General features: G+C 63.3%; 10 protein-coding genes. 4 read left to right on the top strand and 6 right to left on the bottom strand.

The features are described from left to right. Window positions 1-42: 42 nt before the first annotated feature. Window positions 43-1,698, bottom strand: coding sequence for an ABC transporter permease (locus I41_RS03280; protein WP_145430860.1), 1,656 nt, complete (start codon window positions 1,696-1,698; stop codon window positions 43-45). 210 nt (window positions 1,699-1,908) lie between these two features. Between I41_RS03280 and I41_RS03275 the strand changes: the two genes are divergently transcribed. The 3 genes from I41_RS03275 (at window position 1,909) to I41_RS03265 (ending at window position 6,134) form a co-directional block, all read left to right on the top strand. Continuing rightward, the gene (locus I41_RS03275) at window positions 1,909-2,592 is read left to right on the top strand and encodes a HEAT repeat domain-containing protein (RefSeq protein WP_168206647.1); all 684 of its coding nucleotides are present in this window, start codon (window positions 1,909-1,911) and stop codon (window positions 2,590-2,592) included. Between the two features lie 400 nt (window positions 2,593-2,992). Then, on the top strand, window positions 2,993-4,966 hold the full coding sequence (locus I41_RS03270) for a hypothetical protein (protein WP_145430856.1): 1,974 nt from the start codon (window positions 2,993-2,995) through the stop codon (window positions 4,964-4,966). A 229-nt stretch (window positions 4,967-5,195) separates the two neighbouring features. Beyond that, the gene (locus tag I41_RS03265) at window positions 5,196-6,134 is read left to right on the top strand and encodes a DNA integrity scanning protein DisA nucleotide-binding domain protein (protein WP_145430854.1); all 939 of its coding nucleotides are present in this window, start codon (window positions 5,196-5,198) and stop codon (window positions 6,132-6,134) included. A 68-nt stretch (window positions 6,135-6,202) separates the two neighbouring features. On the opposite strand, the gene I41_RS03260 is transcribed toward I41_RS03265, so the two are convergent. From I41_RS03260 to I41_RS03240, 5 genes are all read right to left on the bottom strand, one after another. Then, window positions 6,203-7,810, bottom strand: a complete 1,608-nt coding sequence (locus I41_RS03260; protein ID WP_145430853.1) for a hypothetical protein — start codon at window positions 7,808-7,810, stop codon at window positions 6,203-6,205. Continuing rightward, a complete protein-coding gene (locus tag I41_RS26990) occupies window positions 7,807-10,107 on the bottom strand; it encodes a hypothetical protein (RefSeq protein ID WP_168206646.1) in 2,301 nt (766 codons plus the stop codon). The genes I41_RS03260 and I41_RS26990 overlap by 4 nt, the downstream gene beginning before the upstream one ends. Before the next feature lie 107 nt (window positions 10,108-10,214). Beyond that, window positions 10,215-11,801 (bottom strand): lamin tail domain-containing protein, encoded by a 1,587-nt coding sequence (locus tag I41_RS03250; protein WP_168206645.1) that lies wholly within the window; start codon window positions 11,799-11,801, stop codon window positions 10,215-10,217. A gap of 161 nt (window positions 11,802-11,962) precedes the next feature. Next, a complete protein-coding gene (locus I41_RS03245; protein ID WP_168206644.1) occupies window positions 11,963-13,621 on the bottom strand; it encodes a lamin tail domain-containing protein in 1,659 nt (552 codons plus the stop codon). A gap of 429 nt (window positions 13,622-14,050) precedes the next feature. Beyond that, on the bottom strand, window positions 14,051-15,859 hold the full coding sequence (locus I41_RS03240) for a PEP-CTERM sorting domain-containing protein (RefSeq protein ID WP_145430847.1): 1,809 nt from the start codon (window positions 15,857-15,859) through the stop codon (window positions 14,051-14,053). A 476-nt stretch (window positions 15,860-16,335) separates the two neighbouring features. Between I41_RS03240 and I41_RS03235 the strand changes: the two genes are divergently transcribed. Further along, window positions 16,336-17,697 carry an endonuclease/exonuclease/phosphatase family protein gene (locus I41_RS03235; RefSeq protein ID WP_145430845.1) on the top strand — a complete coding sequence of 454 codons (1,362 nt, stop codon included), beginning with the start codon at window positions 16,336-16,338 and terminating at the stop codon, window positions 17,695-17,697. The last annotated feature ends 39 nt before the right edge of the window (window positions 17,698-17,736 follow it).

The raw sequence follows: 17,736 nt of genomic DNA, 5'->3' as shown, positions 1-17,736 counted from the left end.
CCAGCGCTCCCTTCAAGGGGGGAGGAGCCAGAGGATTGTTGGTTACTGGCTAGCGGTGAAATCTGTTTCGGAGCCGATGGCTGCAGGAGCGTGGCGGCGGCGCCCAGCGACGACCACGGCCGTTAGCGCCGCCAGCGCGGTCATCGCGGCAAAGACCGAGAGGGCGAGCGCGGCGACGCGGTCGTCGACGCCGTAGTGAAGGAGTTGAAAAATCCGGACGGAGATCGTCGTCACGCCGGGCGGGAGGACGAGCAGAGACGCCGAGAGTTCGCCCATGGCCAGCACCAATGCCATGCCGGCGCCGGCAGCGACGCTCCAGCGGCGGAGGGGCAGCGCTACGCGGTAGAGTCGTGCGACGGGGCCAGCCCCTTCGCTGCGGGCAGCTTCGAGCAGGTCGCGCGGCACGCTCGCCAGTTGAGACCACAACCAGAGTCCCACGATTGGCAAGGCGCGGATCGTCTGCAGCGCCGCAGGCGCGAACAAGGTCCGGTCGTACAACACCGTCAGCGGAGCCCAGACGGAGTTGGGAGGATGGTTCAGGAGGTCGATGGCCCAGACGCCCCAGAGCGGCGCCGGCACGGCGATCGCCAGCGTCACGGCTGCCGCCAGCCCCCAGCCCCACCGCGGCCGACCGGCGAGCCACGCCAGCAAGATGCCGAGCGACGTCGTTGCCGCCATCGCCATCACGCCGATCATCAGCGACCAACCCCATTCACGGCGGTGTTCCCAGGGGCTGTGGGCGACCATGGCGACCGCCTTGGCCAGCGACCAGGAACGCTTAAATCCGCCGTCGTGCTGCGCGACGGCGATGCCTGACTTCCAAATCAGCGACGCTAGCGGCGGTGCGAGCATCAATCCGGCTAGCAACCAGATGCTGCCGGCAATCCACCAGCGCGCAGCGGGCCGCGGCCGCCACTTCCAGGGTTGTTCGACGGCGACCGTCGCCGCCATCGGCAACCAGGGAAGCGTCAGTAAGAGCGCCACGCCAACGACGGCGGCGATAATCGCCACGCCGACGGCCAAATCGGAGCTCAGCAACCCGTCGGGTAAGGCTCCCAGCGGGCCGAGCGTCGCCTCGGTGTAAATCTCTTCCGCAAACGTGCGAATCTGAAAGAGGTCGGTCACCGCGATCTCGGTGGCGCAGACGATGACGACCCAAATTGCTCCCGCCCAAAAACCGCCCGCCCCGCGCGGCAGCGACACGTGCACCAACACGGCAGGGGGCGACGCATCCAGGAGCGACTCCTCTTCCAGCCGGCGTTCGACCGTGCGTAGCGAGGCGGCGCCCAGGAGCGCGATCCAGGGAATGGCGCCCATCGCATGAATCCAGATCGCTCCCCGCCAGCCCGCCAACCAGGGCGAGGCGTACGTCTCGCCAGCGAGCCATTGCGTCAGCCAGCCGCCGGTTCCGAACGCGCCGCTCCACGCGGTGGCTTGTACATAGAGAGGGACGAACAGCAGCGCAGCAAGGAGCCAAGCGAGCGCTCGAAAGCCGGGAAGATCTATCTTCGCGATGGCGAGACCAAAAATCGCACCCAAAGGCAACGCGATTGCCAGCGTGCCGATGGAGAGCAGCGCGGTGTTCAGCAGCAGGCCCTGCAGACGTGAACTTGCTAGCAGCGCAAGGGCGATGATGACAACGAGCAGCGCCTGCATCGCGCGCGAGGTGTTCACTGCTGGGTATTCAGAGGGGGACATGCGACGACATTGTAATCACTGTGGCCCGCCACGGCCGCTGGGCGCCTGGCTGGCCCCAGCTTGAGGATCGACCCGCATCCTGGCTCGAACGCCAACCTGCCCTGGCAGTTGGGAGGCCGATTTGATACGGTCCGCCCGACCTGCCTGCCAGCGCGCTCCTTTTCCGTCCTTCAGATGCCTAACTCCCGCCGATTCCTGATGTCGACGAGAATGCTGAACACACTGTGCCGCGTCGCCTCGCCCGCGGCGGTCGGTGCGTTGCTGCTGGGGGCCGCGACTGGTTGCCAACTTTGGCCGTGGCATGTCACCAAGGACCGGACGACGATCATCACGCCGGGGATGCGGGCGGCGGCGATCCGAGAGATCGGCCCCCGCGCGCTGGACGAGGACAACGACGCGCAGACCAAGGCGTGCGAACAACTGGCCCTGCAGATTCGCACGGAACCAGATCCGATCGTGCGGCGGGCGATTCAAGAGACGGTCGCCGAGTTCCGGACGCCGATGGCCAGCGCCATGCTGCTGGCGGGTCTGAATGACGACGACCGCGACGTGAAGGTGACCTGCTGCCGACTGCTGGGGAAGCGGAAGGAGGCGAAGGCCGTCGAACCGCTCAGCAAGATGGTCGCCACCGACGCCGATCTCGACGTCCGGCTCGCCGCAGTCAATGCGCTGGGCGACATGGAAACGAAAGAGAGCATTGCCGGTTTGGCCGCTGCGCTAAAAGATCGCGACCCGGCGATGCAATATGCTGGCGTGGAAGCGATGAAGAAAACGGCGCCGGACCAGGAATTGGGGAACGACGTCCAGGCCTGGCGGGCCTACGCCAGCAGCGTCGTCGGGCCTGCTCCGGCTGCTAGCGTCGCAACGCAGCCTGGCGAGACGGCTGTAAAGTAGGGATCGGGCGACGCGAGTGGGACTCTCGGCAGTCTGGCCAGAGTGGAGCTCTAAAACAGGCTGGGGAAGTCTGGATTCCCTGGACTTCGACCGTTTCCACGAGTCAGACGCCGCTGGCGCGACATCTTGCTGCCGGGCGTTACTTGTCTGTAAGGCCCCGAGCTGCTTGCGGCAATCGGGCTGAACTTCACGCCGTCGCCGCCCGATACCAATGGGGCGGGAACACCACGTCCCGCTGCGCGACCGCGCTCGTCTGTCGTCGCTGGGGAAGGCGGCGATTGGATCGAGCGTCGAGCCTTCGGCACACTGCTTCGCTATCGTCGCTTCAGCGCCGATAGCGGCGCCTCGTCAGCCGTCGCGCCTGCGCAATGATTGGTGAACGTTCGAGGGGGGAACGACGATGACGGTGCGCTCGCGAATTGCGTTGACGGGGTTTCGTGCCGGTTGCTTGCTCGCGTCGGCGGGACTTCTCGCCGGTTTGCTGCCGCCCGCGGCTGGGAACGAGTCATTCCACGCGCCGTCGACGCTCGCGCCGCAAGTTGCGCCGCAACCAAACAGCCTTGATGCGACTATCCTGTCGATGGTCAACCGAGGCATCTTGCCCGATGTGCGGCCGGCTCACACCTCGGCACGAAATGAAGCGCCGCCGGCCATGACAGCGCCGACGCCGGCGCCACCGGCGAGCGCGGCGACGCCCCTGGCCCCAACGCCGCGCCTTGCCTCAAGTTCATCCGCGGCGAAGGCAGCCGCCGGCAAATGGCGCCCGGCCGGCTCAGGGAGCCTCACCGCACCACAGGCCGCCGAAGAAGCGTTCTCCGAGCCACAATTTCCCACCTTGCCGACAACGCCCGAGGCATCCGCGCCGGCTCTCGCCCCAGTGGACGCTGGCCCGTCGCTGCCACTAGCCTCGACGGTTCCGACGTTGCCGACCGCGGAGCCTGCTCCGGTCGAGCCGCAGGGAGACGGCATCCGATTGCATGCGCCGATCAAGCTCGAGGGTCCCGCCATCGCGCCGTCGCCGGGCGACGATGAGGAAGAGACCGGGGCGCCGATCATCGCGGCGCCTGCGAACGACGAGATGGCGCCAATTGACGATTTCTCGGCGACCGCGCCGGCAACCGACGCGCCTGGCGATCCGCAAGAACCAGAGTACACTGGCGCCGCCGCGGACGACTCGACCACGACGGGCGCCCGTCCGCTCAGCGAGGCGCCGCAGCCGAGTTCCACGACCGGCAACATCGCGCTCGGCGAACCAGACCGCTACTCGCGGCCGAGCGATCGCGTCGACAACCCGACGGATCCCAAGAGTTTCGAGGAAGCGGACGAACCCTCCGCGGCGCAGCCGAAGCGCGCGTTGTCGCCGCTGACAAAGAACCAGATTCTCCTCCGCAACAAGGTGCGGCAGGTGCTCAAGTATTACTACAACCGCCCGCTCGTCGCCTCGGAGCGCAGTCCGTGGGAGGTCATGCACGGCATGCTGGCCTACGAAGTACATAGCCGCGTGCTGCAAGGGGGCGGGAAGTCGCAGCCGATAACCGCAGTGGGGTGGCTCTGCTTTAATCAGCCGTGCGAAAACCGCACGCTGATGTACCTGAACGAAGACGGGGACCTGCGCGTGAAGGTCGGTCCGGCGCTGCAAGGGCATCATGGGCAGTTGCTCGCGCTCTTGGCCCAGGCCCGCGTCCGATCGGACTATCCGCTCAAGGTCGAAGGGAAAGACTTCACGGTCAACGATCTGATCGAAGTGGAAAAGCTTACCTGCTATCCCAAGACCGAGTTGACCTTCAAGCTCATCGGCTTGCAGCGTTATCTCGACATTAACGACACCTGGGTCAATGACCAGGGGATGCAATGGGACTTTCCCAAGCTAATGGCGGAAGAAATGGCGCAGCCAGTGCGCACGGCGGCCTGCGGCGGAACTCATCGCCTGGCGGGACTCGCGCTGGCGGTGAAGAAGCGGAAAGCCGCGGGCCTGCCGATCGACGGCCAGTACGCCGCGGCGCAGAAGTTCGTGGCCAATTACCAGAATTACGCCTACCGACTGCAAAACAGCGACGGCAGCTTCAGCACCGACTGGTTTAAGGGCTCGGCGGCCGATCCTGACATCGATCGGCGGTTGAAGACGACTGGCCACCAACTGGAGCTGTTGATCTACGCCGGGTCGGACGAGCAGTTGAACTACTATCGCACCGTCAGAGCAGTCAACTACCTGGCCAACATCATGCATGCGAATCGGACCCGCGACTGGGAAGCCGGCCCCTTGGGTCATGCGATCCACGCGCTGGTGTTGTACGATCGGCTGGCTTTCGGGCCATACGATGCGGCTCCCGACGCGGGGCCCGTCGCCACTGCCCCGGGACACACGCAGCGCTAGGCGGAACCCTTTCCTCGCGGCGATGAAGCTCCATCGGCATTGAACGAAGTGGGCTCGTCGCGTACATTGCAGCATCTCGACGGCATGCTTTCTCTCGCGCCGCCGATCGCGTGGGGCAACCTCGGCCGACGCCGCTGCTGGCGCCGAGTCTCGCAATCGCTTTCGCCACGGGGGATGCAGCGCCCGAGACTTCCTTCTCTGAGCGAGCTCCCTTTAGCGCGGCGCGGCAATGTCATCACCGGTCAAGTTTTCCGAGCAGCTCGAAACGTTCTGTCTCGTCGCGCGACAGCTGGCGAAAACGGCGGAGGCCGATTCGCTGCTGTTTTTGCTGGAACATCCGCAGGATTGGGCGAAGCTTCGCAAGGCAACCGAGGGGTTGAATGTGTTGCTCGCGGCGGACCGGGCCGCCGATCTGGCCGGCGCCGCCGACGCGGGCTTTAGCGTGATTCAGCTCGTTGCCAGCGACAGCCCCGTTTACGAGCAACTGACTCGCGCGTTGCTGGAAAGCGTCGCCGACGACTTGCTCAATCCGGCTGCCTGCGTCATCGCCATGTACAGCGGCTTCGAGGCGGGGGTGATTGACTCGCTGAGCGTCATCCGGCTCGACGAGCATCTGGGGCGGCTGACCGCGCAGGACCTGCGCCAGCTGGAGACGCGCGTGCCACTCGATACTCTCAAGACGGCCGTCGACCTGGCCGTCTCTATTGGCCGAGAGGGTCGCGAAGGGAAGCCCGTCGGCACGCTGTTCGTCGTCGGCGATCACCGTACGGTGCTTAAGCATTGCCATCCGCTGGGGTTCGACCCGGTGAAGGGATACGGCACGCATGAACGGCAATTGAACGACCCGAAGGTGCGCGAAGCGATCAAGGAGATCGCGCAGCTGGACGGCGCGTTCGTCGTCGCCTCGGATGGCACGGTGGTGGCGGCCTGCCAGCATGTTTCGGCGCCGGCGGCCGACATCACCCTGAGCAAGGGGCTAGGCGCGCGCCATTGGGCGGCGGCGTCGATCAGCCGCGCGTCGCAAGCGATCGCCATCAGCGTGAGCGAATCGAACGGCACGGTGCGGCTGTTTCAGAACGGCGAAGTGATGCTGCGCATCGAGCCGTTTCGACGGGCGATGAAGTGGCGGGACTTTGAATACGAGCCCGCGGCCGGCGGGCAGGATTAGCACCGAATCCTGTCACCCCGAGGTAACCCGAGGGGTCCGGCATGAGTACCGCCACGCACGTTCTCGAACTACCGCCGGCGTCGCATGACAAGCGCCATCCCCAGTAGCACCATCGCTGCGGCTGCGGGCTCGGGGACGCTTGCCGAGGCGACCGAACTGGCCGCCGCGTCGAACTCCCGCTGCCAGAGCAGATAGTCGTTGCCATCGACGGCTCCGTCGAGATTTGCGTCGCCGACGGACTTCGTCGCTCCTTCCGCCAGCCCGAAGTTCGTCTGCCACGTCGCGAGGTCCACGCCGTCGACGAACCCGTTCTCGTTGAAGTCGGCCGCCAGGAACGGCGCGGCAACTTCGAATTGAACCGGAAATGTCTGCAGTGCATTGGCGGCGCCTTGACTGGTGCTCGTCACGGTGAGGACGCCGCTTTTGATTCCCGGCGTTGCCGTGCTGAGCGTCACTTGGTGGACGTTGCCGCCGCCAAGCGCCAGGTCAATGCCGACAGCCCCTCCGAACAGATCGCCCGAGACGCTCAGCGTGTAATCGAGTTCGTCGGCGCCGATGGCGGCGACGACGCTGGCGATGTTCGAAACGGTCACATCAAGCGAGATCGATGCTCCCAGCGTCACGATTGGCGGCACGGCGGCCAACTCGACGCCCATCTTCGCCGGCAACTGATAGTCGGCCACGACCGGCAGGTGATCGCTGTTCGAACGGAGCGCGCTGAGCACCGCCGCCGAGGCGCCGCTTCCGGTGGTGATCGCGCCGTTGAGCGAATGAGTGCCGTTGTTGCCGAACGTCCGGTACGAATTGAGAACGATGCTCATCCCCTCGCCATCGAGCATCTCTCCCGACACAAGCTGGAAATCGAACCGATCGTCCATCGGTCCGTCGGGATCTTGCGTGTGAATCGCTTTGTAAGCCGAGTTGTCGCGCCACGTCACCGGCGAGCCGGGAGTTCCCGAGGCGTTCAGCGGATCGTTCGCTTGGCCGGCCCCCGGCGCAACCAGCGTCTGAAACATCGCTTCGCCGCTGGATTGAATGTTGTAGTCTCCCGCGAAGATCAGGTGGGCGCCCTCGCCCAAGGCGTTGGCATTGTTGCGGACGGCGACGGCCTCGATGTTGCGCCGCGTCTGGTCGTCAGCCGTGTCGCCCGCCTTGTAGTGATCGCTGTAGGCGTAAAAGTCGGCCGAAGCGTCGTAGCCCACGGGACGCAGCTGATACCGCATGGCCGAGCGGGCTTGATTGGAACCGTTGACCGTGCCAAATCGCAATTCGTTGATCAGCTGCACGGTCGTCGTGTTGTAGAGCATCGCCGGTCCGCCGCCGCGGCGCAGGCTGAAATCGCTAGCTAGGGCGTTGAGCGTCGACCTCGCGTACGTGCCTGGCCCGTAGATCCCGTTGAGTACGTCGACGAACGATTGCGTGGAAATCTCCGTTGTGTACTGCTCCTGCAGCAGCATGACGTCGATTGGCTTGGCAATGCCGTTGACCGATTGTAGACCGATAGCTTCGAGCACCGTCGCCGCGGTTGGGCGGGCTGTCTGCACGCCTGGGTTCTCGGCGGTGAGCGTGTTGTACGAGACAATGCGCAGCTGGCCGTGTGCCAGCCTGGCGGAGCAGAGCAGGGGGGTGCACGCCACGGCAGCGCACCACAACAGGCGGCGTCTTTGGAGATTCATCTTCCTAGTCCATTCATTCGCCGCCAAGCGATGCCGATGAGCGACGTCATCAGCAGCAGCGCCCCGGTCGGCTCGGGGACTTCCGCGACAGCGGGCACGCCCGCCCCGGGTGCAGTCCATTGCTGCTGCCACAGGAGATAATCGGCGCCGTCGACGTCGCCGTCGAAATCGGCGTCGCCCTGCAGTTTGGTAGCGCCGCTAGCCGTGCCGAAGTTCGTTTGCCAGGCGGCCAGATCAGCGCCGTCGACGAAGCCGTCGTCATTGAAATCTGCTGCGGCGAAACTGGCGACGAGCCCTGTCACGACGATGTTGTCGAAGGCGTAGGCCTCGCTCGTGCCGTCGGTCTTGGCGACCAGCCGCAGAGTAAGCAGCTCGCCCAGTCCGGCGATCGGCGCCGTCAGCGTCTGCAATATGTTCGATAACTGCACGGCTGCGCCGCCTGCGGGCGTCATGGACAGGGGATCGGAGAGATTGATTTCGATGCCGCTGGCCATCGTGTAGGCGGCCGACGCCGCCTCATCCACCGAGGACGCGAACAATGGCGCAAAGTCGCCGCCATCGAGCGAATAACTCCAGTCGAACCGGTCGCGATTGACGCCTGTCGCTTCGAAGTCGCCCATCGCGCCCATGTCGATCGAGACCTCCAATGAGCTTGCTCCTGAAACGTCGAACGTCCACGTCGCCGCTGCCTCGCCGCTGGGATTATTGACAGGCACGGCATTGTCGATCGTATCCGTTACGCCAAACCATGCGTCGGTCTTCGCGGCCGAATTGATGATGCCGACCGCGTCCCCGGGAAATGGCCCCGTCGAATCGTCGAGTAAGGCGAATGGAATCGTCGCGCTGACGCCGATCTGAAACTCGCCAAAGCCGCTGGCTGGCGCCGTGTAAGTCCCGGCCACGGGCAGTTGTTGAAAGCTCACCAGGTTCAGCGGCGCATCGAAGTCGTCCTGCGCGATCGTCGTGCGCACCGGCCCGCCCCCGCCGCCGACGATGAAGCTGACGGGCAGCGTGAAGAGAGCATTCGCGGCGCCTTGGCTGGAGGTAGCGACCGTCAGGACGCCGCTTTTGAGCCCCGGCGTGGAGGTGTTCAACGAGAACGGCCGCGTCTGTCCGGTTGCCAGGGCGGCGATCGTGCCAGTGGCTCCGCCGAGCAAGTCCCCCGTGACCGATAGCGTGTAGTCGAGTTCGTCGGCGCCCAGCGCCGTGACGGCGCTGGCCAAATTCTCGATGAGCACGTCAATTGAAATCGCGGCGCCGGCGGCGACGGAGTTCGGAATCGACGCAACCTGGACGCCGAGCTTCGCTGGCAATTGATAGTCGGCCACGACCGGCAGATGGTCGCTCGACTGTGCGAGCGCCGCGAGCACGTCGGCGGCGGCTCCCGTGCCGGTCGTGATCGCGCCGTTCGTCGCATGCGTGCCGTTATTTCCAAACGTACGATACGACCCGGCCAACTGGCTCATTCCTTCGCCGTCTTGCAGTTCCCCCGTGATCAGTTGAAAGTCGAACCGATCGTCCATGCCCCCGAGCACCTGGCCGGGAAAGGCTAGCTCAGTCGCCGGGCTCTGGGTGGCGTACAGTTTGGTGAAAGACGCAGGATCGTGCGCCTGCCCCGGCCCGGCGGCGAGTAACGTTTGATACATCGCCTCGTTGGCGTTGTAGACGTTGAAATCGCCGGCGTAGATCGCGTGAGTTCCTTCGCCGAGGGAGTCGGCGTTCGCGCGCACGCTTTGCGCCTCGACGTTGCGGCGAGCCTGATCGGTTGAGCTGTCGTCCGACTTGTAGTGATCGTTGTAGATGTAGAAGTCGGCCGCAGCGTCATAGCCCGCTGGCCGTAGTTGATACCGCAACGACGATCGCGGTTGTTGGGTGGCGCCCGAGCCAACGTCGCCCAGCGCGATGGCGCTCACAAGATTCACCGACGCCGAGTTGTAAACTAGCCCAGGCAGCCCGTTACCGCCCGACACGCCGTTGAGCGGCACTGGGGCCGCGGCGTAGGTGGTGACGCCGTAGATGCCGTTGAGAATCGCTGCAAGCGCAACGGCGTCGGACCCGTCGGTGCTCGCTTCCTGGACCGCCAGCACATCGATCGGCTTGGCGAAGCCATTTCTCACCTCGGCTCCGATCGCCGTGAAGATCGTGTCGAGACCGCCCGGATCGCCCGCGATGTCGTAGTTCTGCGCGATGTTGTAGTCGACGATTCGTAATTGGGCGCAGACGGGGGAGACCGCGACGATCGCGATGACGCTTGCGAGCAGCGGCGCGGGTACCCTCAGCGGTCGGACCGTCGACAACGTCAAAATTCCAATCTCCGGCAACAAAAATGGCCGTACTCTCCGCCGATCGCATGGTGAAGAGTACGGCCCGAATCCATTAAAGGCTGCCAGAGCAAAACCGGCAACTAGTTGGCGCCTCGTCGGCGCTTCGCCAGCACGGGAAACAAGGTGCCGCCGATTACGATCGCCGTTGGTTCCGGAATTGCAACGGCGGCGCCAAAAGGGGTTCCGAATGTGGATTTCCACCAAGCGAGGTCGGCCGCGTTCACGGCGCCGTCGCCGTCGGCATCACCCGCGGCACGACTGACGCCAACGCCGAAACCGCGCTGCCAAATCAACAGATCGGCGCCGTTGACGATGCCATCGTTGTTGAAGTCGGCGTCGATGGTCGTCTCGGCGGCCCCAAACGTCCCCGGCGTCCCGAGGTCGCCGCCTGGGTGGATTGCGACGCTGTCGAAAACTTGGGCCGCGTTCGCCGAGCCCGCCAGATCGTCCAGAACACTGCGCGCCCAACTCGCGCCATTGCTCGCCGGGCTGGCCAGATTGACGAGGTGGATCGATTGTCGGCTGGTCGTGGTTGGCCACGGTGCGGAGTCATCGTACGTGAGCGACGTGATTGCTTGGGTTGTCGTACGGCTGGGCGTCGTGCTCGCTGCGTCGATCAAGTAATCTGCGAGGCTATCCCAGACGGCAATGGTATCGCCGCTGTTATTGAGCGAGGGAAAATCATCGACTGGGATAAACAGCGTGCCGAGGGCATTGCCTGGGTCCCACGCCGACTTCATCTGGTCGATATTGAGTCCACTCTTGAAGAGGACGGCAGTCTTTCCTTGGCCGAGCACTCCGCTGGCGATGTTCGCCGCCGTCAAATCGCCGCCATCGCTGGTCGTGGTGTCGTGAAACACGTAGGGCGTGGCGCCAAAGTTAATTGTCGCGCCCGTGTTGTTGTAGAGTTCGACCCATTCCCACGTTCCATCGGGCGACGCGGGGTCGTACATAATTTCGCTAATTAGCAGCCCCGGCGTCGCCGAGCCTGGCGCCACCCGGCCCGGATTGCCGATGTCGAGCGGGTTGTTCACCGGCGTGCCCGGAGCGATCACTGGGACGCTGGTAATCACGCCGCTGCCGGCGGCCGTGACCGCCCAATTGGCGCCATCGCCATAGGCGCCGAGGCCGTTCCACGCGATCGAGGCCCCGTTGACGCTCACCGACGGGAATCCGACGCTGTAGTCGAGATTGCAGGCCGCGCCCGCAAAGCTGCTGACGCGCTGCGTTCCCTGGCCATCGTCGGCCAGCGACTGGGCGTACGACGCGGCGTCGAGCCAGAGGCCGAAGTTGCGACCTGTGCCGCTGTTGGCAAGTCCCGGGAAGCCGTCGACGGCGATCAATGGCACGCCGGCGCCAAGACTCCACGCTTGTCGGAACAACTGGTCGTTGAACGCACTGCCGTCCCCATCGTACAGCACGGCCATGCCGCCCGCGGGGATAATGGTATTGGCGGCCGTGACCGTCGACACGTCCGCCTTGGTGTTCTCCACTTCACCCAGCTTGGCGAAGAGGGCGCCGTTGAGGTCCACCGGCGTCTGCCCCTCATTGCGAACCTCGATCCATTCCCAAACCGCATCATCGGCGCTTTTCGGATTGACCATCGCCTCGGTCACCACGAGCTGGGCATGGCCGCTCTCGTGAATCCCCGCTGCCAGAACAGTCACGAACGCTGCAATTCTGCACCAATCAGTACGCTCACGCGTCGACGCTGGAACCATGGCTTCCCCCCACGCGATGCCTGTAAAAAAACATCGGCCTCGCCGCGGGCGGCGAGGCCGATGTTCCGTCATCAGAGAAAGGACCAGGGCTCTCCGCTCTGGCGATCTTAAGATACCATAGTCACTTGCCGACGGCCACCGGAAATAACGGCTGTCCCGTACAACGCCGCTAAAGCCGCCAAGGCCAGACCTGTCGGCTCGGGAACAGCCCCGACGGCTGCCACCGCGGGGGCGCCGCCGAATTTGAGCTTCCATTCAGCCAGATCGAGACCGTTAACTAGGCCATTGCCATCGGCGTCGCCCATGGCGTTGGTCGTTCCCGTGCCGAAGCCGCGCTGCCAGATCAAGAAGTCGGCGCCGTTGACGATGCCATCGTTGTTGAAATCAGCGTCGTTAACCGGCGCGACCGCGCCAAACGAGCCGGGGCTGCCGACGTCGCCGCCGGGATGGATCGCCTGAACCGCGTTCACGGCCTGAGCGTTGGCCGAAAGCCCGTCGCCCGCAAAGCTGTCAATCCAGCTGGCCCCTTGCGCGGGGTCGTTGGTCAAGCTCGTCAGATAGATCGAGGCGCTGTTATTTGAATCGGGCCATCCGGTCGGCGTCGCCGGCGGTCCGGCTTCGACGAAGTTGACCACCGACACGGCATTAGCCGTGCCGCGGCCAGAAACATTGGCCGCGTCCAGATTGTAGTCAGCGGCGCTGTCCCACAGGGCGACGGCATCGCCGGCGTTGGCCAACGAGGGGAAGTTCGCCACGGGAATAAACAACGTGCCGTTGGCGCCGCCCGGATCCCAGGCGTCGATCATGTTCTGTAGCGTGATCGCGCTATTGAACAATACGGCGGCCTGGCCATTCGCCACCGTGCCGGAGGTGACGTTCGCGCTGGCGAGATCCGTGCCGTCATCGTCGTGCAGAAAGTACGGCGTCGACGCGAAGTTGATGGCCGCGCCCGTGTTGTTGAAAATCTCGACCCATTCCCAGTTCGGCTCGGTCGAAGCCGGGTCGAACATGATTTCCGAGATCAGCAGCCCGGCCGTCGCCGGTCCCGCGGGAACCTGTCCGGGGTTTGCGACGTCGGCGACGTTATTGATCGGCGATACCGCGTTGACGGGGACGCTAGTGACGGCGCCGCCGACGCCGCTAACGCTCGCGGCCCAGTTCGCACCGTCCTGGTAGCCGCCTGTTCCGTTCCACTGCCACGACGGAGCGCTGCTGCCGCTGCCGATGGGCGGAAAGCCGGTGGCATAGTCGATGTTGAACGCAGAGCCGGCGTAGCTGGAGACTTTCGGCCCCGCGCCACTATCCACCAGCACCGCATTGTAGGACGCGACGTCGGGCCAAAAGCCGAAATTGCGATTGCTTCCGCTATTGCTCAGCGCCGGAAAGCCGTTGGCCGCAATCAACGGCACGCTGGCAGAGAGCCCCCAAGCATCGCGAAACAGTTGATCAACGTAGTTGGTCGACGCGCCATTGTAGATCACGGCCACCGAATTGGCGGGGACGATTGTATTGGCGGCGACAAAGCTGCTAATGTCGGCGACGGTGTTCGGATTCTCGTTGAGCTTCGCGGCGACGTAGCCGTCGAGATTGATGGGCGTCGCGCCCGTATTCTTCACTTCAATCCATTCCCAGGTCGTGTCCCCCGCGCTAATGGGGTTGGCCAGGATTTCCGTCACCACTAGTTGCGCGTGGGCGGCGGTCGTCAGCGCCGCGACTGCCGCGACCGACAGACTGCCCGTGATCAACTTCCAGCGAAATCGGCTCATCATGCTCTCCTCACTTACCACGAATTCGGATGTTCAGCGATGCGTTCAGCGCCGTGCGAATCGGCCGCTTCGACTGGCAATCGTCTTCGTTCACCCACGCGATAACGGCGGGCGCCTCCGCCAGAAGGCTATGCTGTCCACGGCGATCGGCACGCCCCTAAGAAAGCCGCGGTCGGGCGGCGCGCCTCCCAGGAGGGGAGACGCTGGGGCGGGGGTAGGCATGTTGCCGGCGGCGGGCAACGCGGGGCGGTTGGTTACGCGTCGCTTAGTATAATCGCCGATTGTGAAGACGAGAAGAAACTTGCTTCTTTTCCTCTACAGCAGTAAAAGATTCGAGCGGGTCGCGCCGCGGCGCATTAAAAAACGCCTCGGCCGTTGTCGGCCGAGGCGTCAATATCCGAGATCGAAATCGCACCTGCGGGTGCAGGCCTAACGGCGGCGACGGGCGGCCGCGAGAGCCAAGCAACCCAGCGTACCCATTGCCAGCGTCGCTGGTTCGGGCACAGACCCAACGGCGGCCGCCGCGGCGGCGCCGAACTGCGACTTCCAGACAGCCAGGTCGGCGCCATCGACAACCCCGTTGCCATCGGCGTCGCCCGTGGCGTTGTTGTTGCCGACGCTGAATCCGCGCTGCCAGATCAGGAAATCGTTGCCGTCGACGTCGTTGTCATTATCGAAGTCGGCGTCGTCAGTTGCGACTGCGCCGATGGAGAAAAACGCCCCTTTGTCTCCGTGCGTCGCCGAAGTCGCCGTCGTAAACAGGCTTACGCTATCGTCGACGTTTAAGAACGACGTCGTCAACCCCGTAGCGAGGTCGAGGACGTAGACTTCCATCTCGAAATCAGGGCTATTCCCCGGCTCGTAAAAGTAGACTTTGTCGTTTACGCTGTCGTAAGACGAGAAATAGCCCCGCTCAAAGAAAACGCCCGCCTCGCTCGCTGGATCCTTTACCGGATTGAGAATGACCTTCGGGCTCCACGCGCCAAACTCGATTTGTCCGCTGCCATTGTCGTACGAAAGAACTTCGCGACGGATAACGCCGACTTCCCCCGGCGTTGGATCACCGAAGCTGCTTTCAATCATGATCAAGTCGCCCGAGTCTTGGTCAACGAAGATCTTGTCGCCAAATCCATCATTCGTGGTGGCATCCACAAATGGATCGTTGTCGAGGGCAAACGCTGTTTCACCAGTGCTAAACGGACGATAGCCAACACCGGCGCCTGCCGGGGTGACTTGGAAAAAGGCAACGTCGTCGCCGCCACCATCGCGTTCCATGACCCAGGCGCCGCGAACTCCGGTTACGGGATCGGTGTAAAATGCGGAGTCTTGCGGCTCGCTGTGACCCGTCGGCACGCCAGCGACGGTATCGAGATTCACCAATCCAGCGCGACTCGACTCCCAGGACTGAGTCGTCGTGTTGTTGTAGCCGCCGACGTCGTTATTCGAAGTTGCGAGGCCAGGAGAGGTCGAAACTCGCTTAATCATCCGGTAAGCGTGATCGTTTGCGGCATTGTCGTTGGCAGTGGCTTCGTTTGAATCGTCGAGTATGAACAACGTCTGCGAATCGACAAACTCAAGGTCAGCCTGCCAAAAGGGCGCGGCGTCGGGATTCTGATTGCGATTGATCTCGCCGATCTTCACGACCGAGCTCGCCAGCGTCACCGCGTTACTATGCGTAGCTTCGTGCGTGAACGTAATCGTGGAGCTAACGGTAGTTGGAGCGTACGTCACATAGTCAGTATTGGCCGCCCCTTTGCTGCCCGTTGGAGCGGGAGAGAGAGGATCGACTAAGCCCAAAGCGCGAACATCCTTCCCTTTGTAGTTCGTTTCCCAATTTCCGTAGAGCGATGCAAAGTCGATTTTATAGAGATCGTAATCACCGGAGGAATCGTCGTCCGTGAGTTCCGCCGGTGTCCCCAGGTTATCAACAGCTCCAGGAGTTCCGCTGTCGAAACCTACGATGTAGATGTCGCCCGTCACCGGATCTGCTTCGATCGCACTCAACTCGCGACGATTTCCAGGTCGTTCATAGCCAATGAAGACGCTGAAGAGCGGCCCTTGATCAAACTCGTCGACGTCAAAGAACGTAATTGCCAGACGCGAGTCCGAGTTATTTCCGCTTTCATTCATTACTGCCAAGAATCCGCCAGATGGCGCGGCCGCCGCGGTTGAGATCAGAGCGATCGTATAGAATGTCAGCAGAATTCCTGTCTTCACTTGCACGATTGTCTTCCTCATCGTAATCCTCTTGTTGACCTCGAAACTTTGTATCGATCTCTGATGCTGTTTTTGAGTTTTGCGCGACCTGACGATTCACGCTCGTGGTCGAGTGTCTTTTAATTGCGCAACCAGCGGTTTGGATGGGCGCTTTGTAAGTGAGTAAGGATCTCAATGCCAGTTGGCCGTATTTCTAATTGCGCCGCCGTCAAACTTGAGCGGTGCAAGAACATTTCGAGCCCGACCTCATCGTCGCGTCAATTGTTTTAGACGCGGTGAAGTCAATGCGAAGAAATGGCGCGCGTACTGGCGGACTTCGTAGAATGCTTCATCGAGGTGGGATCGTACCAAACGGACGCAGCGCCGCCGCCGCCGCTATTAGGTTAACCCCGGCTTGACTTTGGCGAAAGCATTTTCACCTCTAAATTCCCTCGACATCATGCTGGCGTCACACGTCGCTGGGCGAAACTCAGCAGGCTACTTGCGGATTCAATGACATGCCGACTTTCATCAATCCTGCAATTGTCCAAACCTCTTGTCGCCAAGCGGTTAGGACTCGCACCATCGCACTGTTTTTCATCGCGACGACCGGGCTGACGGCCTTTGCCTCCGCATGCCAAGCTGCTGAAGGCTTGCGCATCGCCACATTCAATCTCTCCCTGTACGGCCAAAATGGGGGGGAAATCCTCGCCCGGTTGCAATCAGGCGACGATTCGCAGGCTCAGCATCTCGCCGAGATTATTCAGCGAGTTCGCCCTGATTTGATCCTTGTCAACGAAATCGATGACGATCCGCAACGCGAAGTGCTACGCACCTTCTGCGAAAAATACCTCGCCGTCCCGCAGAACGTTTCGCAGTCGCCGGCGGGCCCCGCCGAGCCTCTCGAATTTGCGCACCGGTTTCGCGCGCCGTCAAATACCGGGCGCCACTCCGGTTTCGACCTCGGCCGCAATGGCGCCGTCGACGCCGAGCCGAACAGCGATGACTACGCCGCTGACGCCTGGGGTTACGGGCGTTACCACGGACAATACGCCATGGCGATACTTTCGAAGTATCCAATCGACGACGCCGCTGTCAGGACATTTCAGAACTTCCGGTGGCGAGACATGCCCCATGCGCAGCTTCCCGACAATCCGGCGACCCCCGAACCGCATGATTGGTACTCCACGGACGTGCTGGAACAGTTTCCCCTTTCATCAAAGAGCCACTGGGACGTGCCGATCAACGTCGAGGGACGAACGATCCACATCCTGGCTTCGCACCCGACGCCGCCGACATTCGACGGCGCGGAAGATCGCAACGGACGCCGCAATCACGACGAAGTCCGCTTTTGGCTCGACTACACAGGGCCCGCGCCGCAAGGTGCTTACATCTATGACGACAACGGGAAAAAAGGGGGCCTGACGGCAGCTGTTCCCAGCGAGCCGGGGCGTCCCGCCCCCAACCACCCCGTGTTTGTGATCCTCGGCGACCTCAATGGCGATCCGCACGACGGCGACGGCCCAACGGGAATCGCCGCGTTGCTGGGCGCACCGCAAATCCTCAACTACCCCCCGCCGGCGAGCCCCGGCGCCGCCGAACAGGCCCAATTGCAAGGGGGAGCGAATGCCCGGCATCGCGGCGATCCGGCCCACGATACCTGCGACCCCGCCGATGCGCCCGGCCCTGGCAATTTGCGCATCGACTATGTGCTGCCGTCGACCGATCTCGCGGTCAGCGACGCGGGGGTGTTCTGGCCGCGGAGCGACGATCCGCTGTTCAAGCTGGTCGGCGTTCACCCCTTCCCGAGTTCGGACCATCGACTCGTTTGGATCGACGTTGCCTGGCCCGCCGCTGGGGCCGACGCCAAGGCGGAGTAAAAGTCTGCGGGTCAGGCGAGTGGCGACGGGTGGAGTCAG

This window comes from Lacipirellula limnantheis (assembly GCF_007746075.1).
GTDB lineage: Bacteria > Planctomycetota > Planctomycetia > Pirellulales > Lacipirellulaceae > Lacipirellula > Lacipirellula limnantheis.
The sequence above is the reverse complement of the archived record's forward strand: the minus strand, read 5'-3'. Positions and strand labels throughout refer to the sequence as shown.

What these genes read in the sequence shown, in the direction of transcription:
- I41_RS03245 (WP_168206644.1), bottom strand. Translation starts at nt 13,621, where the DNA reads ATGAGCCGATTTCGCTGGAAGTTGATCACGGGCAGTCTGTCGGTCGCG.
- I41_RS03240 (WP_145430847.1), bottom strand. Translation starts at nt 15,859, where the DNA reads ATGAGGAAGACAATCGTGCAAGTGAAGACAGGAATTCTGCTGACATTC.
- I41_RS03235 (WP_145430845.1), top strand. Translation starts at nt 16,336, where the DNA reads ATGCCGACTTTCATCAATCCTGCAATTGTCCAAACCTCTTGTCGCCAA.
- I41_RS03280 (WP_145430860.1), bottom strand. Translation starts at nt 1,698, where the DNA reads ATGTCCCCCTCTGAATACCCAGCAGTGAACACCTCGCGCGCGATGCAG.
- I41_RS03265 (WP_145430854.1), top strand. Translation starts at nt 5,196, where the DNA reads ATGTCATCACCGGTCAAGTTTTCCGAGCAGCTCGAAACGTTCTGTCTC.
- I41_RS03275 (WP_168206647.1), top strand. Translation starts at nt 1,909, where the DNA reads ATGCTGAACACACTGTGCCGCGTCGCCTCGCCCGCGGCGGTCGGTGCG.
- I41_RS03270 (WP_145430856.1), top strand. Translation starts at nt 2,993, where the DNA reads ATGACGGTGCGCTCGCGAATTGCGTTGACGGGGTTTCGTGCCGGTTGC.
- I41_RS03260 (WP_145430853.1), bottom strand. Translation starts at nt 7,810, where the DNA reads ATGAATCTCCAAAGACGCCGCCTGTTGTGGTGCGCTGCCGTGGCGTGC.